General features: G+C 67.7%; 19 protein-coding genes. 2 read left to right on the top strand and 17 right to left on the bottom strand.

What is annotated here, in order from left to right:
• Nucleotides 1–26 precede the first annotated feature (26 nt).
• From V9L21_RS05135 to V9L21_RS05055, 17 genes are all read right to left on the bottom strand, one after another.
• Nucleotides 27–1,004, bottom strand: coding sequence for a tripartite tricarboxylate transporter substrate-binding protein (locus V9L21_RS05135; RefSeq protein ID WP_443304503.1), 978 nt, complete (start codon nt 1,002–1,004; stop codon nt 27–29).
• A gap of 39 nt (nt 1,005–1,043) precedes the next feature.
• Nucleotides 1,044–2,249 carry a M20 aminoacylase family protein gene (locus V9L21_RS05130; protein ID WP_337309723.1) on the bottom strand — a complete coding sequence of 402 codons (1,206 nt, stop codon included), beginning with the start codon at nt 2,247–2,249 and terminating at the stop codon, nt 1,044–1,046.
• Between the two features lie 78 nt (nt 2,250–2,327).
• Nucleotides 2,328–3,611, bottom strand: a complete 1,284-nt coding sequence (locus V9L21_RS05125) for an aspartate aminotransferase family protein (protein WP_337309721.1) — start codon at nt 3,609–3,611, stop codon at nt 2,328–2,330.
• A gap of 10 nt (nt 3,612–3,621) precedes the next feature.
• Entirely contained in the window at nt 3,622–4,677 is a 1,056-nt protein-coding gene (locus V9L21_RS05120) for a phosphotransferase (protein WP_337309719.1), read from the bottom strand.
• Entirely contained in the window at nt 4,674–5,702 is a 1,029-nt protein-coding gene (locus V9L21_RS05115) for a histone deacetylase family protein (protein ID WP_337309718.1), read from the bottom strand. The genes V9L21_RS05120 and V9L21_RS05115 overlap by 4 nt, the downstream gene beginning before the upstream one ends.
• A gap of 18 nt (nt 5,703–5,720) precedes the next feature.
• A complete protein-coding gene (locus V9L21_RS05110; protein ID WP_337309716.1) occupies nt 5,721–6,506 on the bottom strand; it encodes a GntR family transcriptional regulator in 786 nt (261 codons plus the stop codon).
• The gene (locus V9L21_RS05105) at nt 6,493–7,419 is read right to left on the bottom strand and encodes a DMT family transporter (protein ID WP_337309714.1); all 927 of its coding nucleotides are present in this window, start codon (nt 7,417–7,419) and stop codon (nt 6,493–6,495) included. The genes V9L21_RS05110 and V9L21_RS05105 overlap by 14 nt, the downstream gene beginning before the upstream one ends.
• On the bottom strand, nt 7,416–8,474 hold the full coding sequence (locus V9L21_RS05100) for a histone deacetylase family protein (protein ID WP_337309712.1): 1,059 nt from the start codon (nt 8,472–8,474) through the stop codon (nt 7,416–7,418). Before V9L21_RS05100 ends, V9L21_RS05105 begins: the two co-directional genes overlap by 4 nt.
• Nucleotides 8,471–9,841, bottom strand: coding sequence for an aspartate aminotransferase family protein (locus V9L21_RS05095; RefSeq protein ID WP_337309710.1), 1,371 nt, complete (start codon nt 9,839–9,841; stop codon nt 8,471–8,473). The genes V9L21_RS05100 and V9L21_RS05095 overlap by 4 nt, the downstream gene beginning before the upstream one ends.
• A 26-nt stretch (nt 9,842–9,867) precedes the next feature.
• A complete protein-coding gene (locus tag V9L21_RS05090; RefSeq protein WP_337310078.1) occupies nt 9,868–10,842 on the bottom strand; it encodes a 2-hydroxyacid dehydrogenase in 975 nt (324 codons plus the stop codon).
• Nucleotides 10,842–12,500: an ABC transporter ATP-binding protein gene (locus tag V9L21_RS05085; RefSeq protein ID WP_337309708.1), complete on the bottom strand. Its 1,659-nt coding sequence runs from the start codon at nt 12,498–12,500 to the stop codon at nt 10,842–10,844. The genes V9L21_RS05090 and V9L21_RS05085 overlap by 1 nt, the downstream gene beginning before the upstream one ends.
• Nucleotides 12,497–13,348 (bottom strand): ABC transporter permease, encoded by an 852-nt coding sequence (locus tag V9L21_RS05080; RefSeq protein WP_047784595.1) that lies wholly within the window; start codon nt 13,346–13,348, stop codon nt 12,497–12,499. Before V9L21_RS05080 ends, V9L21_RS05085 begins: the two co-directional genes overlap by 4 nt.
• Nucleotides 13,345–14,316 carry an ABC transporter permease gene (locus V9L21_RS05075; RefSeq protein WP_337309703.1) on the bottom strand — a complete coding sequence of 324 codons (972 nt, stop codon included), beginning with the start codon at nt 14,314–14,316 and terminating at the stop codon, nt 13,345–13,347. The genes V9L21_RS05080 and V9L21_RS05075 overlap by 4 nt, the downstream gene beginning before the upstream one ends.
• Before the next feature lie 40 nt (nt 14,317–14,356).
• Nucleotides 14,357–15,925: an ABC transporter substrate-binding protein gene (locus tag V9L21_RS05070; RefSeq protein ID WP_337309701.1), complete on the bottom strand. Its 1,569-nt coding sequence runs from the start codon at nt 15,923–15,925 to the stop codon at nt 14,357–14,359.
• A gap of 96 nt (nt 15,926–16,021) precedes the next feature.
• Nucleotides 16,022–16,813: a class II aldolase/adducin family protein gene (locus V9L21_RS05065; protein ID WP_337309699.1), complete on the bottom strand. Its 792-nt coding sequence runs from the start codon at nt 16,811–16,813 to the stop codon at nt 16,022–16,024.
• 322 nt (nt 16,814–17,135) lie between these two features.
• A complete protein-coding gene (locus tag V9L21_RS05060; protein ID WP_337309697.1) occupies nt 17,136–18,002 on the bottom strand; it encodes a pirin family protein in 867 nt (288 codons plus the stop codon).
• Nucleotides 17,999–18,589, bottom strand: a complete 591-nt coding sequence (locus tag V9L21_RS05055; RefSeq protein WP_337309696.1) for an NADPH-dependent FMN reductase — start codon at nt 18,587–18,589, stop codon at nt 17,999–18,001. The genes V9L21_RS05060 and V9L21_RS05055 overlap by 4 nt, the downstream gene beginning before the upstream one ends.
• An 85-nt stretch (nt 18,590–18,674) precedes the next feature.
• Between V9L21_RS05055 and V9L21_RS05050 the strand changes: the two genes are divergently transcribed.
• Together V9L21_RS05050 and V9L21_RS05045 are read left to right on the top strand one after the other, a co-directional pair.
• Nucleotides 18,675–19,604, top strand: coding sequence for a LysR family transcriptional regulator (locus tag V9L21_RS05050; protein ID WP_337309694.1), 930 nt, complete (start codon nt 18,675–18,677; stop codon nt 19,602–19,604).
• A gap of 37 nt (nt 19,605–19,641) precedes the next feature.
• Nucleotides 19,642–20,118, top strand: coding sequence for an FKBP-type peptidyl-prolyl cis-trans isomerase (locus V9L21_RS05045; protein WP_258503056.1), 477 nt, complete (start codon nt 19,642–19,644; stop codon nt 20,116–20,118).
• The last annotated feature ends 4 nt before the right edge of the window (nt 20,119–20,122 follow it).

The following is a 20,122-nucleotide window of genomic DNA, read 5'->3' as shown; positions in this document are numbered from 1 at the left end:
AACAAGGGGAGTCTTGTAATGTCCGCCTAGTCGATCTTGGCACCCGAAGCTTTCACCACCACGCCCATCGCATCCCAATCCGCGCGCAACAGCTTCTGAAACTCCTCGGCGCTCTGCGTGCGGGGCTCCACGCCCAGGCGCTTGAAGCGCTCCTGGATCACCGGATCGGCCAGCACCTTGTTGGTGGCCGCGTTCAGGCGCTCGACCTCGGCCTTGGGCGTGCCGGCAGGTGCGAGCAGGCCGATCCATGAATCGAAGGCGTAGCCCGGGAGCCCGCTCTCGGCCACGGTCGGCAGGCTGGGCAGGAAGGGGCTGCGCGCCTTGCCGGTGGACGCGAGCAGCTTCATGCGCGGGTCCGCCTGAAAACCCATCACGCCGATGCTCGAGGAAATGACCGCCTGCACCCGACCCGCGAGCACTTCGTTCACCGCCTCGCCCGTGGACTTGGTCGGAATGTGCGTCATCTCCAGCCCCGCCTTGGCGAGGAAAGACGCCATTGCAAGATGCGTGGCGCTGCCGTTGCCGGCCGAGGCGTAGTTGTACTTGCCCGGGTTGGCCTTCACCTCCTTGATGAAGTCGGCCGTGCTCGACACGTTGAGCCCGCTCGCCACCGCCAGCACATAGCCCGCGTTGCCGATGTTGGCCACGCCCACGAAATCCTTTAGCGGGTCGTACGAGAGCTTGCTGTACAGAAAGCCCGCAATGTTGTGGCTCGCGGCGGCGAGCACCAGCGTGTTGCCGTCCGGCGGCGCCTTGGCCACGGCGGCCGCGCCCACCGTGCCGCCCGCGCCCGCACGGTTCTCGACGATCGCGTTGGCATTGAGTGCCGCGCCAAGCTCGGCATTGAAGGCACGCGCCACGGTGTCTTGCACCGCACCGGTGCCAAAGGGCACGACGATGTGGATCACTCGCTGCTGCGCGTGGACGGGCAGCACGAGGGCGCCGAGCGTCGCGGCGGCTGCAAGGGCAGCCAGCGAACGCCGGGTGAACAGGGTCGGGGTCATCGGAGTGGCCGCTTTCATCATCGTTGGCAGTAAGAAATTTCAGGCGCCCGACGGCATCCAGCGCTGTACCAGCTTCACGAAGTAGCTGGCGCCGATCGGAATGATCTCGTCGTTGAAGTCGAACGAGGTGTTGTGGATGATGCAAGGGCCGGGCCCGTGGCCGTCGAGCCGGTGGTCGCCATCGCCATTGCCCAGAAAGGCGTAGCAGCCGGGCCGCGCGAGCAGCATGTGCGCGAAGTCCTCGGCCCCCATCACGGCAGGAAAGTTGTCGGTCACCATGTCGTCGCCCACCACCTCGCGCATCACTCCGGCGGCAAAGCGCGCCTCGGCCGCATGGTTGACCACCGGTGGTGAAGAGCGGTTGAAGAAAACCTCGGCCGTGCAGCCGTGCGCCGCAGCCACACCCGCCGCCACCTCGCGCAGGCGGGCTTCGATCTTGTCGATGGCGTCGATCGAGAAGGTGCGGATGGTGCCGCCGACCGTGGCCACGTCGGGAATCACGTTGGGCGCATCGGAACCCTGCAGCTGCGTGACCGCGAGCAGGGCGCGCTCGGTGCTCGGAATGGTGCGTGGCACGATGGTCTGCAGCTGCTGCGCCAGCGTGACCACCGCGGCCACCGGATCGATGCCGGTGTGCGGCATCGAGGCGTGCGTGCCACGCCCACGGACGGTGATCTTGTAGGTATTGCTCGACGCCATCAGTGCGCCTTCGTTGAGCGCGAAGCGGCCCACGTCGCCCACCGGAAAGTTGTGCAGCGCAAAGACGGCGTCGCACGGAAAGCGATCGAACAGGCCGTCCTGGATCATCTTCTTGGCGCCGGCCTTGCCCATCTCTTCGGCGGGCTGGAAGATGAAATGCACGGTGCCGTCGAAATCATCCGGCCCCTGCTGCGACAGGTGCCATGCCGCGGCCAGCAGCATGGTGGTGTGGCCGTCGTGGCCGCAGGCATGCATGCGGCCGGCGTGGGTCGACTTGTGGGCGAACTCGTTGGCCTCGTGCATCGGCAGCGCGTCCATGTCGGCGCGCAGGCCGATGGTGCGTGTACCGGTGCCTTTGCGCAGCACGCCGACGAGCCCGGTGCCGGCAATGCCGCGGTGCACCTCAATGCCCCATTCGGCGAGCAGGCTCGCCACCTTTTCGGAGGTGCGATGCTCTTCGAAACCAAGTTCGGGGTGGGCGTGAATGTCGCGTCGGATATCGACGAAGCGGGGAGCATGGCTGGCAAAGGAGTCGACGATGTTCATGGTGGCAAGTGGTCGTAGGGGCGAACGATTCTGGCGCAAGGTGGCGCGCGGCGCCATGCGCGGCAACGAGGCAATCGGTCAGAGGCCGGCCAGCACCTGGTCCAGCGTCTCGACCAGCAGGTCGGCATGAGCCTCGGTAAACACCAGCGGCGGGCGGATCTTGAGCGTGTTGGCGTTTTCGCTTGTGGCGCTCAGCAGCACCTGCCGCTCGCGCAGGCCGTTGACGATGCGCGCGGTTTCCGCGGTGGCGGGCGTGCGCGCCCGGCGGTCCGCGACGAGCTCCACACCCACGAACAACCCCGCGCCGCGCACATTGCCGATCAACGCGTGGCGCTCGGCGAGCTTCGCGATCCGCGCACGCAGGTAACCGCCGACGCGCTGCGCATTGGCCATCAAGCCTTCGCGCTCGACAACGTCGAGCACCGCCATGCCCGCAGCCATCGACACCGGGTTGCCGCCGAAGGTGTTGAAGTAGCGGCACTCGCGGCCGAAGGCAGCCAGCACCTCGGGCCGCACCGCAAGGCCCGCCAGCGGATGGCCGGCGCCGAGCGGCTTGCCCATGGTGACGATGTCGGGCACCACGCCATGCCGCTGGAAACCCCAGAACGCGTCGCCGGTGCGTCCCAGGCCGGGCTGCACTTCGTCGGCAATGAAGACGCCGCCGGCGTCGCGCACTGCCTCGACCGCCTCGGCCATGAAACCGGGCGGATCGGTGAAGATGCCGTCGCTTGAAAACACCGTGTCGACCATCAGCGCAGCGGGGCGCATGCCGTGCGCATTGAGGTCCGCGATGGCCTCACGCACGCCGTTCGCGAAAGCACGGCCCAGTTCGCCAAGCGCAGTGCGATAGCTGTCGGGTGCGGGCACAGTGCGCACCGCATCGCCGAGCTGCACGAACTTGCCGAGCGATGGTGAGGCCTCGGCGATCGACGCGGTGACGCCGTGGTACGCGAAGCGCGTGACGATCAGCCCCTCGGCCTTGGTGTGCGCACGTGCAATGCGCATCGCGAGGTCGTTGGCCTCGCTGCCGGTGCAGGTGAACATGGCGTTCGCGAGCTCGGGCGGCATGGTGGCGAGCAGCCGCTCGGCGTAGTCGAGCACGCCTTCGTGCAGGTAGCGCGTGTGGGTGTTGAGTACGCCAGCCTGGCACGCGATGGCCTCGACCACATGCGGATGGCAATGGCCGACCGAGGCGACGTTGTTGTAGGCATCGAGATAGCGTTTGCCGTCGGCGTCGTACAGCCACACGCCCTCGCCGCGCACCGGGTGCAGCGGCGTTTCGTAGAACAGGCGATAGGCCGGGCCGAGCACGCGCGCGCGGCGCTCGACGAGTGCCTGGGTGGAAGGGGCGAGGGTGGTCATGGGCGATCTCTCAGAGGTTCAACGCACGGCGAAAGGCTGCTGTAGCGGCTGCGGTGCCGACGCGCTCGCAGGCCTGCAGCCTCGCCCACGACAGCGGGTTGTTGCGCAGCAGGTAAGGCGCGTTCTCGGGATAGCGCGCGGCGCGCCAGCCGCTGATGGCGACCACCATCACGAGCCGCGCGGCGATCAGGTCGAACAGCACGCCGACCTCGGCCGGCGATAGCGGCCGCACCGCGTGGTACGCGGCGACCAACGGCACGACGGCCGCAAGCGGGTCGTCGCCGGTGCCGGCCTGGTAGGCGGCGGCCACGGCCAGGTCGTTGATGCACGGCGCGCGCACCATGTCGCCGAAGTCGAGGATCGCGGCAATGCGGTCGGTGTCGGCCGGGTCGACCAGCACGTTGTAGATGTTGAAGTCGTTGTGGATCGGCTGCGCGGGCAGCGTACGCAGCACCGGTTTGGCGTCGTGCTCGAAGCGGTCGAGCGCGGCGGCGGCCAGCGCACGGCGCTCCGGCTCTGCGATATGCGCGAGCAGGCCGCGCACGCTGTCGGCGCGCTGCAGGTCCCAGGGCAGCGGCAGATCGCCCGCCGGGTGGTCGAAGCCCGCGAGCGCGACGTCGAGCCGGGCCAGCATGCGCGCGAGGTTTTGCTGTTGCAACGGCGTACGCGGCGCCTCGGGCAGCGGCAGGCCGGGCAGGTAGGTGAAGAGGCGCACCACGCGCGGCAAGCCGTCGCCCGGGTCGCACACGAAGGAGGCGGCGCCATCCCGCGCCGGCACGATGCGCTGCACCGGCAGGCCGGGGTCGGTGGCCGCGAGATGCAGCAGGGCCTGGGTCTGGAAGTCGGCGACCAGCGCGGTCTCGGCGGGGTGCGAGATCTTCAGCATGAAGCGAGCGCCGTCGGTTGTTCGCTCCAGCCGGTAGTTGCGGTCGCGCTCGCCGGTCAGCGGCTTCATCTCGCCTTCGATGCCGTAGCGCTCGTGCGCGAGCTCGCGCACCCAGTTGTCGTCGAGCGCGGGCGAGGCCTCACTGAGCACCTGCGCATCGGCGAAATCCATGGTCGTCATGCAGCACTCTCGAAACCGCGCAGCGCGCTCGCGATGTTCGGGCCGAGGTCGTCGGAGAGATAGCCGCCTTCCTGCACCAGCACCGTGGGCAGGCCCAGCCGCGCGATCTCGGCCAGCAGCACCGCAAAGCCGGCGGTCTGGATCTTCATGCCCTTGTACGGATCGCGCTCGTGCGCGTCGAGCCCCAGCGCCACCACCAGCGCGCCGGGCGCATAAGCGCGAATGCTGTTGCAGGCATCGCGCAGCGCGGGCAGGTAGCCGTCGATGTCGGTGCCCAGCGCCAGCGGCTTGTTGATGTTGTAGCCCAGGCCTTCGCCTTCGCCGCGCTCGTGCGCATGGCCGATGAAGAAGGGCGTGAAGTTGCGCGGATCGCCGTGCAGCGAGATGGTCAGCACGTCGGCACGGCGGTAGAAGATGCCCTGGGTGCCGTTGCCGTGGTGCACGTCGATGTCGAGGATGGCCACGCGGTCATGCACGCCGCGCAGGTGCTGTGCGGCAATCGCCACGTTGTTGAGGTAGCAGAAGCCATTGGCGCGGTCGGCATACGCGTGGTGGCCGGGCGGGCGGCACAGCGCATAGGCCGCGCGCTCGCCATCGAGCACCAGCTGCGCCGCATGCGTGGCCATGTTCGCTGAGGCAATGGCGGCCTCCCAGGTGCGCGCGCCGATGGAGCAGGCGTTGTCGCCCATGTGGAAGCCGGCTTGGCCGACCACGCTGTCGGGGTAGGTGCAGGGCTGGCCCGGAAAGGGATGGATGTTGGGCATCACCTCTTCGGAAGGGTCGTCCAGCAGCTGCCAGCGCGCGTAGGCTGTTTCCAGAAAGCGCAGGTACTCGGGCGTGTGGATGGCGGCGCGCGGGCCGGCGCCGAAGTCGCGCGTGGCAACGATCTCGTGGCCGTCCTGCTGCACCGCCTCGAGCAAGCGGAACGCGCGCTCGGGCTGCTCGTTGCTGCGCTTGAGCTTGCCGCGCACCATGAAGAGCTGCGGGTCGTGGTCCTTGTGGGTGTCGCTGTAGACGACTTTCATCGGCGTGTTTCTCCGGTCTCAGGCATTGGCGGGAAGGGGCGCGGCGCCGTGCTGCTTCACGAACAGCGCGCGCACGTGCTGCCAGGCGTCTTCCAGGTGCACGCGCATCGCGGCCTTGGCGGCCTCGGGGTCGCGGCGCACCAACGCATCGACGATGGGGCGGTGGGTCTCGGCCATGGCGGTGGGGTCGTGGTAGACCGCGTCGATCAGCGCGATGATCATCTGCATCTCGGTCTGCGTGTTCATGAAGATGCGGTGCAGATGCGCATTGCCCGACAGCTCGCAGATCAGCGTGTGCAGCGCTAGGTCGTTGGCGATGCGGTGGTGCTGCGGCTGCGTGTTGGCCTCGCGCACCATGGCCTCGACCAGCGCCTGCACGCGCGCGATGCCCGCGTCGTCGGCCTTGCGGCAGGCCAGCTCGATCGAGGTGAGCTCCAGGCTCAGGCGCACCTCGAACAGGTCGTCGATCTCCTGCACGCTGATGGTGCGCACCGCGAAGCCGTGGCGCGGCTTGGCGACCAGCACGCCCTGGCGCTCGAGCCGCCGCGCTGCCTCGCGCACGGGCGCGCGGCTCACGCCCATGCGGCGCGCGATGTCGGCCTCGACGATGCGGCTGCCGGGCGCCAGGCGGCCTTCGACGATGGCGCGCGTCAGCTGGGCCTCGACCAGGCCGACGAGGTCGGTCGACTCGACCGATTCGAACAGGGCCGCGTCGGCAGAAGGAGGAGGAGAAATTGTGGAAATTGCCATGTTGCTTGTCTCGTCATTGGTGTGCGCCAGGGGCGATTCTTCACCGGATGGCATCTGGCGCGGCCGGTGCGGTCTTCAGGCCCCGCCCCGCCCGCGCCAGGTAGATGCCCGCCGCCATGATCAGTGCAATGCCGGCCATCGCAATCGCGTCGGGCGGCCGGCGGAACCAGAAGGTGCTGAAGGCGACGGCCAGCAGCAGCTGGAAGTAGTTGAGCGGCGCCAGCGTCGAAGCCTCGACGCGCTCGAAGGCGGCCAGCAGCAGCCACTGCGCCGCCGCGCTGCAGGCGCCACCCGCGAGCAGCAGCGCCACGTCGCCCCAAGGCGGCTGGTGGGCGGGCAGGAAGAAGGGCGCGGGCAGCAGCGTGACGACGAAGCAGATCAACGCGGTCCAGGCGTACTGCACCGGCCCCGCGACCAAACCCGCGAGCCGCCGTGTGAGCAACTGGAAGATCGCGTAGCAGACGGCCGCCACGGCCATGAGCACCGTGCCCAGCAAAGGCAAGTCGGCGCCCGGCCGCACGATCAGCAGCATGCCGCCAAAGCCGACCGTCACGGCCACCCAGCGGCTGCGCCGCACCTGCTCGCCCAGCAGCCACGGCGACAGCGCCACCATCAGCAGCGGCGCGGTGAAGTAGATGGCGGTGGCTTCGGCCAGCGGCATCCAGATGAGCGCCGTCATGAAGCAGGTGGCCACCGTCGCGAGCATCAGCCCGCGCAGCAGCAGCAGGGGCTTTTGCGGCGTGCGCCACATGCGCAGGTCGCCGTGGCGCAGCAGCGCCGCGAAGGCCACGCCGCTCACCGCGATGTAGCGCATCACATTGACGAAGGGCGCCGGATAGAACTGCAGCATGTACTTGCAGAACGCGTCGTACGAGGCAAAGGCCACCAGCGCGCAGAAGAACAGCGCCACGCCGGCGCTCCTGGAGCCCGCTGGGCGCAACGCGAGAGCCGTGGCGGTGGTGCTCATCGCGCGGCCTGGAAGCCCCGCAGGAAATTGTCGAGCGCAGGGCCGATGGCCTCCACCATGTAGCCGCCTTCCTGCACCACCACGGTAGGCAGCTTCAGCGCGCCGACGCGTTCGCCGATGTGGCGGTAGGCGTCGAGGTCGAGCTTCAGCACGCTGATGGGGTCGTCCTTGTAGCTGTCGAAGCCCAGCGCGAGCACCAGTGCCTTGGGCGCAAACTCGCGTAGCGCAGCCGCGCCTTGGTCCACCGCCTGCAGGAACGCCGTGTTGTCCGCACCGTGCGCGAGCGGCAGGTTCAGGTTGAAGCCTTCGCCCGCGCCCACGCCGCGCTCGTGCGCGTAGCCGGTGTAGAACGGGTAGTAGCCCGAGGGGTCGGCATGCGTCGATACGGTCAGCACGTCATCGCGCGCATAGAAGATGTTCTGCGTGCCGTCGCCGTGGTGTGCATCCACGTCGAACACCGCCACCCGTCCGTGCCGCTCCCAGAGCCGCTGCGCCGCGATGGCGCTGTTGTTGATATAGCAGAAGCCACCCGCGCGGTCGCGGTGCGCGTGATGGCCCGAGGGGCGGCACAGTGCATAGGCCGCGTCGCCGCTTTCCAGCACCGCGTCGGCGGCGGCCACCGCGGTGTGGGCCGAACGCAATATCGAGCGCCAGGTGTGCGGGCCAAGCGGGCACGAAAGGTCGCTGATGTAGTAGCCCGTGCGCGCCACCAGCGAAGGCGAGGGGCAGGGCGGGCGCGCCACGCCCGGCGTGCCGTTGTAGTAGGGCGAGAGATTCGGCAGCACTTCGATGCCGGGCTCCACGCCGGGCACCTTCAGCTCGCGCCACAGCGCATAGGCGGTTTCAAGATAGTCGAGGTAGTCGACGCTGTGCACGGCTTCGAGCGGCGCGCGGCCGTAGTCGTGCGGCTCGGTCAGCGCAATGCCGCGCAGGGCCAGCGCGTCGCGCAGCGCATGCGCGCGGCTCGGCAGATCCGTCGGTTTGCAGATGCGGCCCAGCCGCATGAACTGCTGCGGGTCGTGCAGCAGCTGCTCGTCGGTGAAGAAGGCCTTCACGCGAAGCTCTCTTCGAAGATCGCCATCGCGCGGCCGAAGCGCGCGAACATGTCGTCGACCTGCTGGGCCGTGATGATGAGCGGCGGGCAGAAGGCAATCGAATCGCCCATCGCGCGCACGATGAGCCCTTGCGCCAGCGCGAGTTCGGCAAGACGTGCGCCCGCCTTCTGCGCGGGATCGAAGGCCGTGCGCTTTGCGGGGTCGGCATACAGCTCGATTGCGCCGATGAGCCCCACGCCGCGCACCTCGCCAACGTACTTGCGCCCGGCGTAACTCTGCAACCCTTGCTGAAACTGCGGTGCAAGCGATTGCACGTGCGCGACGATGTTCTCGTCTTCGTAGACCTTGAGCGTCTCGAGCGCAATGGCGCAGGCTACCGGATGGCCCGAGTAGGTGAAGCCGTGGCCGAAGGTGCCGATCTTGCCGCTGTTGGCAGCCACCGCCGCATGCACCTTCTCGCTGACCATCACGGCCGAGATCGGCACATAGCCCGACGAGAGCGCCTTGGCCGCGGTCAGGATGTCGGGCTTCAAGCCGAAGGTGGTCGAACCGAACATTTCGCCGGTGCGGCCAAAGCCGCAGATCACCTCGTCGGCGATCAGCAGCACCTCGTACTTCGCCAGCACCTTCTGCACTTTGTCGAAGTAGGTGACCGGCGGCACCAGCACGCCGCCCGCACCCATCACGGGTTCGGCGATGAAGGCGCCGACCGTCTCGGGGCCTTCGTCGAGGATGCGCTGCTCGAGCGCAGCGGCCAGCCGCGTCGCGAAGTCTTCCTCGGTTTCGCCGGATTCGGCATAGCGGAAATGGTGCGGGCAATCGACATGCAGGATGCGGTCGATCGGCAAGTCGAAGTCGCGGTGGTTCGGCACCAATCCGCTCAGGCTCGCGGCCGCGACAGTGACGCCGTGGTAGGCATTGCGGCGCGCAATGATCTTCTTCTTTTCGGCCTTGCCGATGGCGTTGTGGTAGTACCAGACCAGCTTGACCGCGGAGTCGTTGGCCTCCGAGCCCGAGTTGGCGAAGAACACTTTCGACATCGGCACCGGCGCCAGTGCAATCAGTTTTTCGGCCAGCGCAATCGCGGCCGGGTTCGACCGGCCGTTGAACGTGTGGTAGTACGGCAGCCCGTGCAGTGCCTCGCTGCCGGCCTTGGCCAGGCGTGCGTTGCTGAAGCCCAGCGAAGCGCACCACAGGCCCGACATGGCTTCGAGATAACGGCGGCCCTGGTCGTCTTCCACGAAGATGCCGTCGCCGCACTGGATCACCAGCGGGCCGACCTGCGGATGCGTCGCAAGGTTGGTGAAGGGGTGCAGGTGCGCGGCAATGTCTGTGGCGGCGGTCTCTTTGTGCATGCTGGCGTTCATGGGTGGGATTCCGGTTTGTGGAAAGTTCAATAGCCGCGCGCCAGGTCGACCTGGTTGGCGGGGCGCCGGCCCTCGCGCACCGACGCGAGGTTGTCGAGCGTCTGGCGCGCGATCACGAGGCTGTCGGTACGCGTGGCGATGTGCGGCGTGACGAGGATGCGCGGATCGCCCCAGAACGGATGCTCCGGCGCCAGCGGCTCCTGCGAAAAGGCATCGAGCGTGGCCGCCGAGAGTTGGCCCGCATCGAGTGCCGGCTGCAGGTCGGCCTCGACCAGGTGGTCGCCGCGTCCGACGTTGATCAGGTGCGCGCCGCGCGGCAGCTTTGCAAACAGCGCGGCATCGAGAAAACCGTGCGTCTCGACGGTGAGCGGCAGCAGGCACACCAGCGTGTCGCAGCCCGAAAGAAATTCATCGAGCTGCGCGGCACCATGGAAGCCCTCGACGCCGGCCGGCAGCGCCTCTTTCTTGCTGCGGCTCCAGCCACGCACCGGGTAGCCGATGGCGGCCAGCGCTTCGGCGCACGCCATGCCCAGCGTGCCCAGGCCCGCAATGCCCACGCGGTGGCGGCGCGGCGACACAACCGGCTGCTCTTCCCACCGGCGGGCCGCGGAACTCGCCACATAAGCGCCCATGCCGCGGTGCTGCTGCACCACGGCCCAGCAGACGTAGGCTTTCATGCCGGCCGCCATGCCGGTATCGACGATGCGGCACAGCGGCAAGTGGCGCGGCAATTCCACATCCGCCGTGATGTGCTCGATGCCCGCGGCCAGCGACTGCACGAGCCGGAGCTTGGGCATTTGCGCGAGCAGGCCATGTGGCGGAAACCAGCAGACGGCCGCTTCGATTTCGTCCAGCGCGCCGAGCTCTTCGCCCAGGCGCAGGTCGATGCCCGGATGGGCCTCGCGAAGCGCCACGGCGAGGTATTCCATGTCCAGCACCGCGCTCAGAATCGCCACGCAGGGCATGCCGCTCTTACTCTTGTGGTCGTCCGGCGCCACCATCACGCGACCAGCGCCTCGGCCGGCGACGCGGCGGACACCAGCCGCGGCACCGCCTCGATCAGCTTGCGCGTGTAGGCGTGCTTCGGATCGCCGAGCACCTTGTGCGTCTCGCCGTATTCAACGACTTCGCCGCGCTGCATTACCGCGATGTGGTCGCACATCTGGCCGGCCACGCGCAGGTCGTGCGTGATGAAGACCATCGCAAGCTGGAACTGCTCGCGCACCTGCGCGAAGAGCTCGAGCACCTGCGCCTGCACCGAGACGTCGAGCGCCGACACCGGCTCGTCGGCCACCAGCAGTTCGGGCTGCATGGCGAGCGCACGCGCAATGCCGATGCGCTGGCGCTGCCCGCCCGAGAATTCATGCGGATAGCGCTCGGCCGCATCGGCGCCCAGGCCCACGAGCTTCAGCAGCTCCATCGCGCGCGCCATGGCTTCGGCCTTGCCCACGCCCTGTGCAATGGGGCCGCCCGCAATGGCCGCGCCCACGCGGTGGCGCGGGTTGAGCGATGCGTACGGGTCCTGGAACACCATCTGGATCTTGCCCGCGGCCTCTCGGCGGAAGGCTGGCCCTTGCGAGAGGCTGCGGCCCTTGAAGAGGATGCGGCCGCTGTCGAACGGCGAAAGCCCCACCAGGCAGCGGCCCACGCTCGACTTGCCCGAGCCCGATTCGCCAACGAGCCCCAGCGTCTGGCCTCGGCGCAGCTCGAAGCTGACGTTCTTCGCCGCCTGCACCGAGCGGCCGCGCTTGAAGAGTCCGTTGCCCGAGCTGTAGGTCTTGCACAGGTCCTGCACCTGCAGCACGCGCGTGACTTCGCCCGTGGGCGTGTCGCGCTCGGCATTGCCGGTGGGAATGGCTGCGATCAGCTTGCGCGTGTACGGGTGCTGCGGCGCATCGAGCACCTGGCGCACCGGCCCGGCCTCGACCACCTTGCCGGTCTGCATCACGACCACGTGGTCGGCAATCTCGGACACCACGCCGAAGTCGTGCGTGATGAACAGCACCGCCGTGCCGCGGCGCTGCTGCAGCTCGCGGATCAGCGCGAGGATCTGCGCCTGCGTGGTGACGTCGAGCGCGGTGGTCGGCTCGTCGGCAATCAAGAGAACGGGCTCGAGCACCAGTGCGCAAGCAATCATCACGCGCTGGCGCTGCCCGCCCGAGAGGCGGAACGGATAGGCATCGATCAGCAGCTCCGGATCGGGCAGGCCGACGTCGGCCAGCGCGGCCAGAATGCGCCGCCGCTTCTCGGCCGCAGGCACACTGCCGTGCGCATCGAAGACTTCGCCGATCTGCTCGCCGATGCGCATCACGGGGTTGAGCGCCGTCATCGGCTCCTGGAACACCATGCCGATGCGGCGGCCGCGCAGCTCGCGCATCTGCGGCTCGGTGAGCTGCAGCAGGTCGCGGCCCTCGAACAAAATCTGCCCGGCCACGGGCTCCACATGCGGGCGCGGCAGCAGGCCCATCACGGCGTTGGCGATCATCGATTTGCCCGAGCCCGATTCGCCGACCACGCACAGCGTCTGGCCCGGCAGCACCGACAGCGTGGCGCCGTCGACGGCCAGCGCGCGGTCCGCGCCCTTGGGCAGGCGAATGCCGAGGTTGACGACGTCGAGCACTGGCTGCACCGGCTTCATGGGCGTGACGGTGGCGCTCATTTGCCTCTCCCGTCGAGCCGCGTGTTGAGCCCGTCGCTCAGGCCTTCGCCTACCAGGTTGAGCGCGAGCACGGTCAGCACGATGGCCAGGCCCGGAAACAGCGCCATCCACCAGGCCTGGCGCAGCACGGTGCGCGCCGCGCCCACCATGTAGCCCCAGCTCATCTGGTTGGGGTCGCCCAGGCCGAGAAAGCTCAAGCTCGACTCCAGCAGGATGGCCGTGGCTGTCATGAGCGAGGCCATCACGATGATGGGCGACATGGCGTTGGGCAATATCTGCGTGAGGATGATGCGTGGCGTCGACTGGCCCGCGAGCAGCGCGGCCTGCACGAAATCGCGCTGGCGCAGCGTGAGAAATTCGCTGCGCACCAGCCGCGCCACAGGCGGCCACGAGACGATCGCAATCGCCACGACAATCGAATTGACCGAAGGCTGAAAGATGGCCACCAGCACGATCGCAAGCGCGAAGCTCGGCACGGCCTGGAACAGCTCGGTAAAACGCATCAGCGCCGCGTCGATCCAGCCGCCGAAGTACCCCGCAATGGCGCCAAGCGTCACGCCAATGAGCAGCGCGACCACGGTCGACACCAGCCCGATCAGCAGCGAGATGCGCGCGCCGTAGATCACACCCGAGAGGATGTCGCGGCCCAGCGTGTCGGTGCCAAGCGCAAAGCCGGGCTCGGTCCATGGCCGCAGGAAGGGCTGCTCGACCATGTTCCACGGATCGTTGGTCGCAACCCATGGTCCGATGATGGCGACGACCGCCACCAGCACCAGCACGGCCATGCCGAGCACGGCGCCCTTGTTGCGGCAGAAGCGCCGCCAGAATGGACTTTGCAGCAATGTCATAGCTCTATCCGCGGATCGACCAGCGTGTAGACGAGGTCGGTGATGAGGTTGAACAGCACGGCCATGGCCGCGGTGACAAGGAACGCGCCGAGCAGCAGGTTGTAGTCGCGCTGCAGCAGTGCGTCGAACATCAGGCGGCCGATGCCGGGCCAGGCGAACACGGTCTCGGTCAGCACCGCGCCGCCGATCATTCCGCCGGCCTGGATGCCCGCGAGCGTGACCACCGGCAGCAGTGCGTTGCGCAGCACGTGCGCGCGCAAGATGCGGCCGGGCTTCACGCCCTTGGCGCGCGCGGTCTTCACGAAGTCCATCTGCGCCACCTCGAGCATGGCGGCGCGCGTCATGCGCGCATACACCGCCATGTAGAAGAGCGCGAGCGTCAGCGCCGGCAGCACCAGGTGGCCCGCGATGTCCCAGGCCAGCGCCAGGCCGGTGGCGCCGGAGCCCACGGTGCTGAAGCCGAAGCCCGGCAGCCAGTCGAGCTGCACCGTGAACACCAGCACCGCCATCAGCGCCAGCCAGTAGAGCGGCGTGGCATAGAAGATGAGCGCCACCACGGTGATGGAGCTGTCGACCCAGGTGCCGGCCCGCCGCGCGGCCAGCGCGCCGAGCGTGACGCCGAACAGCAGCGACAGCGCAAAGGCCGTGCCCGTGAGCAGCAGCGTGGCCGGCAGCCGCTCCATGATGAGCTTGAGCACCGGCTGCTGCTGGCGATACGAGAAGCCCAGGTCGAGCTGCACCACCTTGCCGACATAGGTGGCGAGCTGCGTCGTGATCGGCTGGTCGAGCCCGAACTGCGCGCGCAGCTGCGCCACGAATTGCGGATCGGACGCGCCCGCCTCGCCCGCCAGCACCGACACCGGATCGCCCGGCGCCGCGCGCACCAGCATGAAGTTGACCGTGGCAATCAGCAAGATTGCCAGCAGACCCTGCATCACGCGGCCCAGCATGAACTGCGTACGTTTCATCGGCGGCTCCTGTGGAATTGCATGTGCTGCAGGCTGGCCGTCATGCGAGCGTTGCGGTGCCCAGGCTGTCGTTCAGGCCGATGCCGGATGTGATCAGGTTGCCAAGCTTGGTGCGGTACAGCGTCGGAAAGTTGAGCTCGTGCAGCCAGGCCACGGGCACCTCGTCGAGCAGGATCTTCTGCACCTGCAGGTAGATCGCCTTGCGCTTCTCCGGGTCGGCTTCTTTCGCGCCGGCATCGAAGAGCTCGTCGACCTTCGGGTTCGAATAGCCCTCGACATTGTTGAAGGGCGAGCCCTTGGCGATGTTGCTTGTGGTGTAGTTGCGCGCCACGCCCAGCGCCGGATCGCCGTACTGGTACACGTAGGTAAAGGCGAGATCGTAGTCCCACTCGTTGAGCTTCTGGTTCCAGCCGGCCACGTCGGTGGCCACCAGCTCGACCTTGATGCCGGCCTGCGCGAGGTTCTGCCGCAGGATCTCGGCGGAGCGCGCCCAGGTCTCGCCATAAGGCAGCGGCAGCAGGCGCAGCGTTTCGCCCTTGTAGCCGGCTTCTTCCAGCAGCTTCTTGGCCGTGGCCACGTTGCGCGGGTACTTGGCAACGTCGGTGCTGTGGAACTTGATGTTGCTGTTGAACGGGCCGGTGGCGGGCTTGGCAAAGCCCTGCCAGGCGATCTTGGCCATGGCCTCGCGGTCGATCGCGTACATCACCGCCTGACGGAACTTGACGTTGTCCATCGGCGCCTTGCGGTTGTTGAGCCACAGCCATGAATGCGGCGCAAAGAACTCCCAGCCCTTGGTGGTCACGGCCGCGCCCGGCAGCTTGGAGAGCCGCAGCACGTCGAAGTATTCGACCGCGCCGCCCGGCACCAGGTCGACCTTGCCCGACTCGAAGGCCGCCGCGCGCGAAGCCGCATCGGGAATGACGTGGAAGTACACGCTCTCGACCAGCGGCACGTCCTTGACGTGGTACTTGTCGTTGGCCACAAGCTGGATGTACGAGCCCTTGACCCATTCCTTGAACTTGAACGGCCCGGTGCCGATGGGCGTGGCGTTGGCCGGGTTGGTCGCGAAGTCGGTGCCTTCGTAGATGTGCTTCGGGATCATCGGCATGCTGCCGACCTCGAAGATGCCGATGAACGGGCCGAAGGGGTACTTGAGCTTGAACTCGACCGTGAGCGGATCGATGGCCTTGATGCTTTCCACGGCCGCCAGGTTGGCGCGAAGGCGCGCATGCGTCTTGCGCAGGAACACGTCGGCCGAGAACACCACGTCGGCCGAGGTGAAGGGCTTGCCGTCATGCCAGGTAACGCCGGGCTTGAGCTTGAAGGTGTAGAGCGTGCCTTCCTTGTTGACGGTCCACGAGGCGGCCAGCGAGGGCAGCGGGTTGATTTTCTCGTCGTAGCGCAGCAGGCCTTCGTAGATGTTGCCCGAGATCATCTGCGTGGGGCCGTTCTGCGTGATGCCCAGCATGAGGCCCGGCGGCTCGGGCTGCACCACCGCGTTGATCACGCCGCCTTTCTTGCCCGCGGCAAGCAGGTGCAAGGGAACGCCTGCGAGCGTCAGGCCGGCGGTGGCGGCGGCTCCCATCTGAATGAGGTTGCGACGTTTCATGTGCGAAAACTCCTTGTGGCTCGGTGCGAGCAGGTGGGGACGAAGAAACGGGGAACGGAAGAACGCAGGCGCCGCACATGGCGGGCGCCGCCGCGCTCAGTCGCGGTAAGACGTGGCGGGAAGCGGATCGATGCGCTGCAGCAGTGCGCGCCACTCGCGCGCATTGGGGTCGGGCTGGCCCGGCTGGCGCACGCTGTCGCCGCTTTCGTACTGCTGCGCGGTCTTCTCGCAAACCTCGGCCGGCACCGGATACACCGGCAGGCCGCTCGACTGGATGGCCACCTGCACGCGGCAGGCGCGCTCCAGGTTCAGCATCAGGATGAACGCCTCCGACACCGTGCGCCCGAGCGTGACCAGCCCGTGGTTGCGCAGGATGAGCGCACGCGCGGTCGGGCCCAGGTCGGCCACCAGGCGCTCGCGCTCATCGGCGTCCAGCGCAATGCCTTCGAAGTCGTGATAGACCACCCGGTTGTAGAACTGCAGCGCCCACTGGTTGCACGGCTGCAGCCCGCCCGCCAGCGACGACACCGCCACCCCCGCCACCGTGTGCGTGTGCAGCACGCAGGCTGCGTCGTGCCGCGCCGAATGCACCGCGCTGTGGATCGTGAAGCCGGCCGGGTTCACGTCCCAGGGCGAGTCGTCGAGGATGCGGCCGTCCATGTCGATCTTCACCAGCGACGAGGCGGTGATGTCCTTGAACAGCATGCCGAACGGGTTGATGAGGAACTGCCCTTCGGTACCCGGCACGCGCGCGGAGATGTGCGTGTAGATGCTGTCGTCCATGCCGTAGTGCGCCACCAGCCGGTAGGCCGCGGCCAAGTCGTCGCGCACTTGGCGCTCGGCATCGGAAACTGTGGCGGCCTTGCGGCCCACTGCCTGCAATTGCATGTCGCGTCCTTTTTCAGGTCCGGCGGAAACAGCCGGCGCCTTGTTCGGGGTTCATCGGATCGACTGTGCAAACTGTCGACAGTCAACCGACGACAGTCTTAAGCAATATGCGGGCCTGCGTGATGGGGTAAGCCCTTGGTAGCGTTTTGCAAGGGTCTTGTCAGGGCGCCTTGCCGCCCCGAATGCCGCGCCAGCAAAGCGGCCGCGCCAAAAAGCAAACGCCGCGCGCACCGGAAAAAGTGCGCGCGGCGCAGTGCCGTGCGGGTTTGCCTGTGCGCCAGAACGGCGCCGGGTGCACCAGGGTGCACCGCAGGAATGCACCTCAGCGCAGGCGGCCTTGCTCGCGCAGTTGCGCGCCGATACGCCGGATCTCGGCCTCGCCCCGGTCCAGCGCGGCCTTGCTCGTATGCACCGAGTAGTGGCCCATCACCAGGTCATGCGGATGCTTCACGGCCGAGCCCAGCACGAAAGACGTGTTGCCGCGCGCCACGAAGTCGATGGCCGCGCCGGACTCTTCGAACACCGCCAGCTCGCCCGTGCCGACGGGTTCGCCGCCAGTGCCCGCGTCGAGACGGCCCGCGCTCACTGCCACCCACCCCACCGTGTGGCCGGCGGGCGGCGTGTAGCGCCAATGCTCGCCGTCCTTCAGCTGAACGGCCAGGTAGTTCATCGGTGCCGGCGCCGGAATGGAGCTTTGCGCCGCGCCGTAGTGGCCGAGCAGCACGCGCGCCGGGCCTTCCTTCGGCACCTGCGAGGGCGCGAGATAAATGCTCTGCGCCGGCGCGTTTTCTTCCGCAGCGGGCAAAGCCACCCAGAGCTGGAAGCCTTGCACGCGCTTCGTGCCCGGCGCGGGCGCGCCGTCGTGCCATACGCCGTCGCCGGCGCGCATCCACTCGACCCCACCGGCCCGCAGCACGCCCTGCTCGCCGGTCGTGTCTTCGTACAGCGTGTCGCCTTCGATCAGCCAGGTGAGCGTTGCAATGCCCGAGTGCGGGTGCATGCCGAAGCCCTTGTGGCCGCCCGTGGTGTCGAAACCGAAGAGATCCAGGAACACGAACGGCTTGAGAAATTCGCCCAGGTCGCCCGGGCTCATGAGCCGGATGATCGGCCCGTGCTGCGAGCCGAGCGTGCGGTAGACGATGGCGCGGGCCGCGGTGGCGGCAGGGGCGACCGCGGTTGCGGCGCTCATGCGGCCTCCCTTGCGGTCTTCAGCGCCTTGGTCCACCACGCGAGGTCGTCGAGCATGCCGTTGGCGGCCTGCGCCAGGTGCGGAAAGTCGTCGAAGGTCTTGCCCTGCTGCCAGATGCCGAGAAACTCGACCATGCCGATGTGCACCGCGTTGCGCACCGGCGCCATCTGCATCTCGACTGCGACGAGCCGCAGTTGCTCCACAGCGCGCGCAGCCCCCACGCCGCCGTAGCCCACGAAGGCGATCGGCTTGCGGATGAACTCCTTGTAGGCCCAGTCGATGGCGTTCTTCAGCACCGCGCTCGGGCCGTGGTTGTATTCGGGCGTGACGACGATGAGCCCGTCGAGCGTGTCCAGCTTGGCGGCCCAGCGCTGTGCGGCCTCGTTTTTTACTGGGCCCCAGGCCGGCGCGCCTGCTTCGTTGAAAAAGGGCAGCGAATGGTCGCGCAGGTCGATCAGTTCGAACGAGAGATCGGTGCGCTGCCTGGCCAGCTCATGAATCCAATGCGCAGGCTTTTCGCCGAAGCGGCCTTCGCGAGTCGAGCCGATGATGATTCCGATGCGGGGTGGTTGTTGTTGCGAGGTCATGGGTACAAGGTTAGGGTTGCACCCATTGATCGACTAGACGGCAGAATCGGATTTCACTCGTCCATTTGCAGAAGGAATTGCCGCCATGCTCGACCTCAACGACATCGCCATGTTCGTGCAGGTGGTGCGCCACGGCAGTTTTGCCGGGGCGGCGCGCCGGCTGGGCCTGCCGCCGAACACGGTGAGCCGGCGCATCCAGCAACTGGAGGCCCAGCTGGGCACACGGCTGATGCAGCGCTCCACCCGCAAGCTCACCCTCACCAGCGCGGGCCAGGCTTTTCACGAGCGCTGCGCCGGCGCCGTCGACGGGCTGGTCGAGGCCGGGCAAGAGCTGATGACCGGCAGCCGCGAGCCGAGCGGCCTGATCCGCGTGGCGGCAACGGCCGATTTCTTCGACTTCTTTCCCATGGAGTGGGTGGCCGACTTTCTGGCCGCGCATCCACTGGTGCGCGTCGACTTCGTGCTCAGCGACGCCAAGGCCGACCTGATCGCCGAGCAGATCGACATTGCGTTCCGCGGCGGCGAACTGGCCGACTCAGGCTATATCGCCCGCAAGCTCCTGAACGCCCTGACCGACGGCATGGTCGCCAGCCCCGCCTACATTGCCGCGCGCGGCGCTCCCGCCACCTTGCAAGATCTGGTGAACCACGACTGCGTGACTTCGCCCCATCCCAGCGGCCGCACCATCTGGCGCATGGCCGGCCCTGACGGCGTACAGGAAGAGGTGCAGGTCGCCGGTCGCCTCAGCGGCAACACCGCCCAGGCGCTGCGCAAGGCGGCAATCGCCGGCCTGGGCGTCGCACTGCTGCCGCCCACCATGGCGCGAATCGACGTTCAGGCGGGCCGGCTCGTGCCGGTGCTGCCGCAATACCAGCGCACGGGGCAGGGGCTGAGCGTGCTGTATCCGAGCCGCAAACACCTTCCGCTGGCGGTGTCGGCCTTCATCGGAATGGTGACGGAGAAGCTGAGTGCGGTGGAGGCGTTGCCGGAGATGCTGCGGGTGGCGAAGACCTAGCCTCACCGGCCGATCGATTTGCACAGAAAATGCCTCCATGAAAATCGAAAAAGACACCGTCGTCACCCTCAAGTACAAGGTCGCCGACGCTCAAGGCAAGCTCATCGAAGCCAGCCCCGAGCCGATGGCCTACCTGCATGGCGGGTACGAGAACACGCTGCCCAAGATCGAGGAAGCGCTCGATGGCAAGGAAAAGGGCTACCAGACCACACTCAACCTTGCGCCTGAAGACGCCTTTGGCCTGCGCGACGAATCGCTGGTGCGCAGCATTCCCAAGGCCGAGTTTCCGCCGGGCGTGAAGGTGGGCGGGCAGCTGCAGGGGCGGCTCGACGACGGCACCGAACACGTTTTCACGGTAATGAAGATCAAGGGCCCGGTGGTGCTGCTCGACGGCAACCATCCGTGGGCGGGCAAGGCGCTGAAGTTCAGCCTGCAGGTGACGGATGTGCGCGCCGCGCTGCCGGTGGAGATAGAACATCGTCACGTGCATGGGGCGCACGGGCACCATCACTGATCGA

It is taken from the genome of Variovorax sp. CCNWLW235, assembly GCF_037204085.1.
Classification (GTDB): domain Bacteria; phylum Pseudomonadota; class Gammaproteobacteria; order Burkholderiales; family Burkholderiaceae_C; genus Variovorax.
Note: the sequence above shows the minus strand (reverse complement) of the source record. Positions and strands in the feature narration are given on the sequence as shown.

Bases quoted from the DNA above. Each gene is read 5' to 3' on its own strand.
- V9L21_RS05080 (WP_047784595.1), bottom strand. From the start codon at position 13,348: ATGACATTGCTGCAAAGTCCATTCTGGCGGCGCTTCTGCCGCAACAAG.
- V9L21_RS05055 (WP_337309696.1), bottom strand. From the start codon at position 18,589: ATGACCTCGCAACAACAACCACCCCGCATCGGAATCATCATCGGCTCG.
- V9L21_RS05120 (WP_337309719.1), bottom strand. From the start codon at position 4,677: ATGACGACCATGGATTTCGCCGATGCGCAGGTGCTCAGTGAGGCCTCG.
- V9L21_RS05095 (WP_337309710.1), bottom strand. From the start codon at position 9,841: ATGAACGCCAGCATGCACAAAGAGACCGCCGCCACAGACATTGCCGCG.
- V9L21_RS05105 (WP_337309714.1), bottom strand. From the start codon at position 7,419: ATGAGCACCACCGCCACGGCTCTCGCGTTGCGCCCAGCGGGCTCCAGG.
- V9L21_RS05070 (WP_337309701.1), bottom strand. From the start codon at position 15,925: ATGAAACGTCGCAACCTCATTCAGATGGGAGCCGCCGCCACCGCCGGC.
- V9L21_RS05090 (WP_337310078.1), bottom strand. From the start codon at position 10,842: ATGGTGGCGCCGGACGACCACAAGAGTAAGAGCGGCATGCCCTGCGTG.
- V9L21_RS05110 (WP_337309716.1), bottom strand. From the start codon at position 6,506: ATGCCATCCGGTGAAGAATCGCCCCTGGCGCACACCAATGACGAGACA.
- V9L21_RS05130 (WP_337309723.1), bottom strand. From the start codon at position 2,249: ATGAACATCGTCGACTCCTTTGCCAGCCATGCTCCCCGCTTCGTCGAT.
- V9L21_RS05045 (WP_258503056.1), top strand. From the start codon at position 19,642: ATGAAAATCGAAAAAGACACCGTCGTCACCCTCAAGTACAAGGTCGCC.
- V9L21_RS05075 (WP_337309703.1), bottom strand. From the start codon at position 14,316: ATGAAACGTACGCAGTTCATGCTGGGCCGCGTGATGCAGGGTCTGCTG.
- V9L21_RS05085 (WP_337309708.1), bottom strand. From the start codon at position 12,500: ATGAGCGCCACCGTCACGCCCATGAAGCCGGTGCAGCCAGTGCTCGAC.
- V9L21_RS05050 (WP_337309694.1), top strand. From the start codon at position 18,675: ATGCTCGACCTCAACGACATCGCCATGTTCGTGCAGGTGGTGCGCCAC.
- V9L21_RS05135 (WP_443304503.1), bottom strand. From the start codon at position 1,004: ATGACCCCGACCCTGTTCACCCGGCGTTCGCTGGCTGCCCTTGCAGCC.
- V9L21_RS05060 (WP_337309697.1), bottom strand. From the start codon at position 18,002: ATGAGCGCCGCAACCGCGGTCGCCCCTGCCGCCACCGCGGCCCGCGCC.
- V9L21_RS05065 (WP_337309699.1), bottom strand. From the start codon at position 16,813: ATGCAATTGCAGGCAGTGGGCCGCAAGGCCGCCACAGTTTCCGATGCC.
- V9L21_RS05115 (WP_337309718.1), bottom strand. From the start codon at position 5,702: ATGAAAGTCGTCTACAGCGACACCCACAAGGACCACGACCCGCAGCTC.
- V9L21_RS05125 (WP_337309721.1), bottom strand. From the start codon at position 3,611: ATGACCACCCTCGCCCCTTCCACCCAGGCACTCGTCGAGCGCCGCGCG.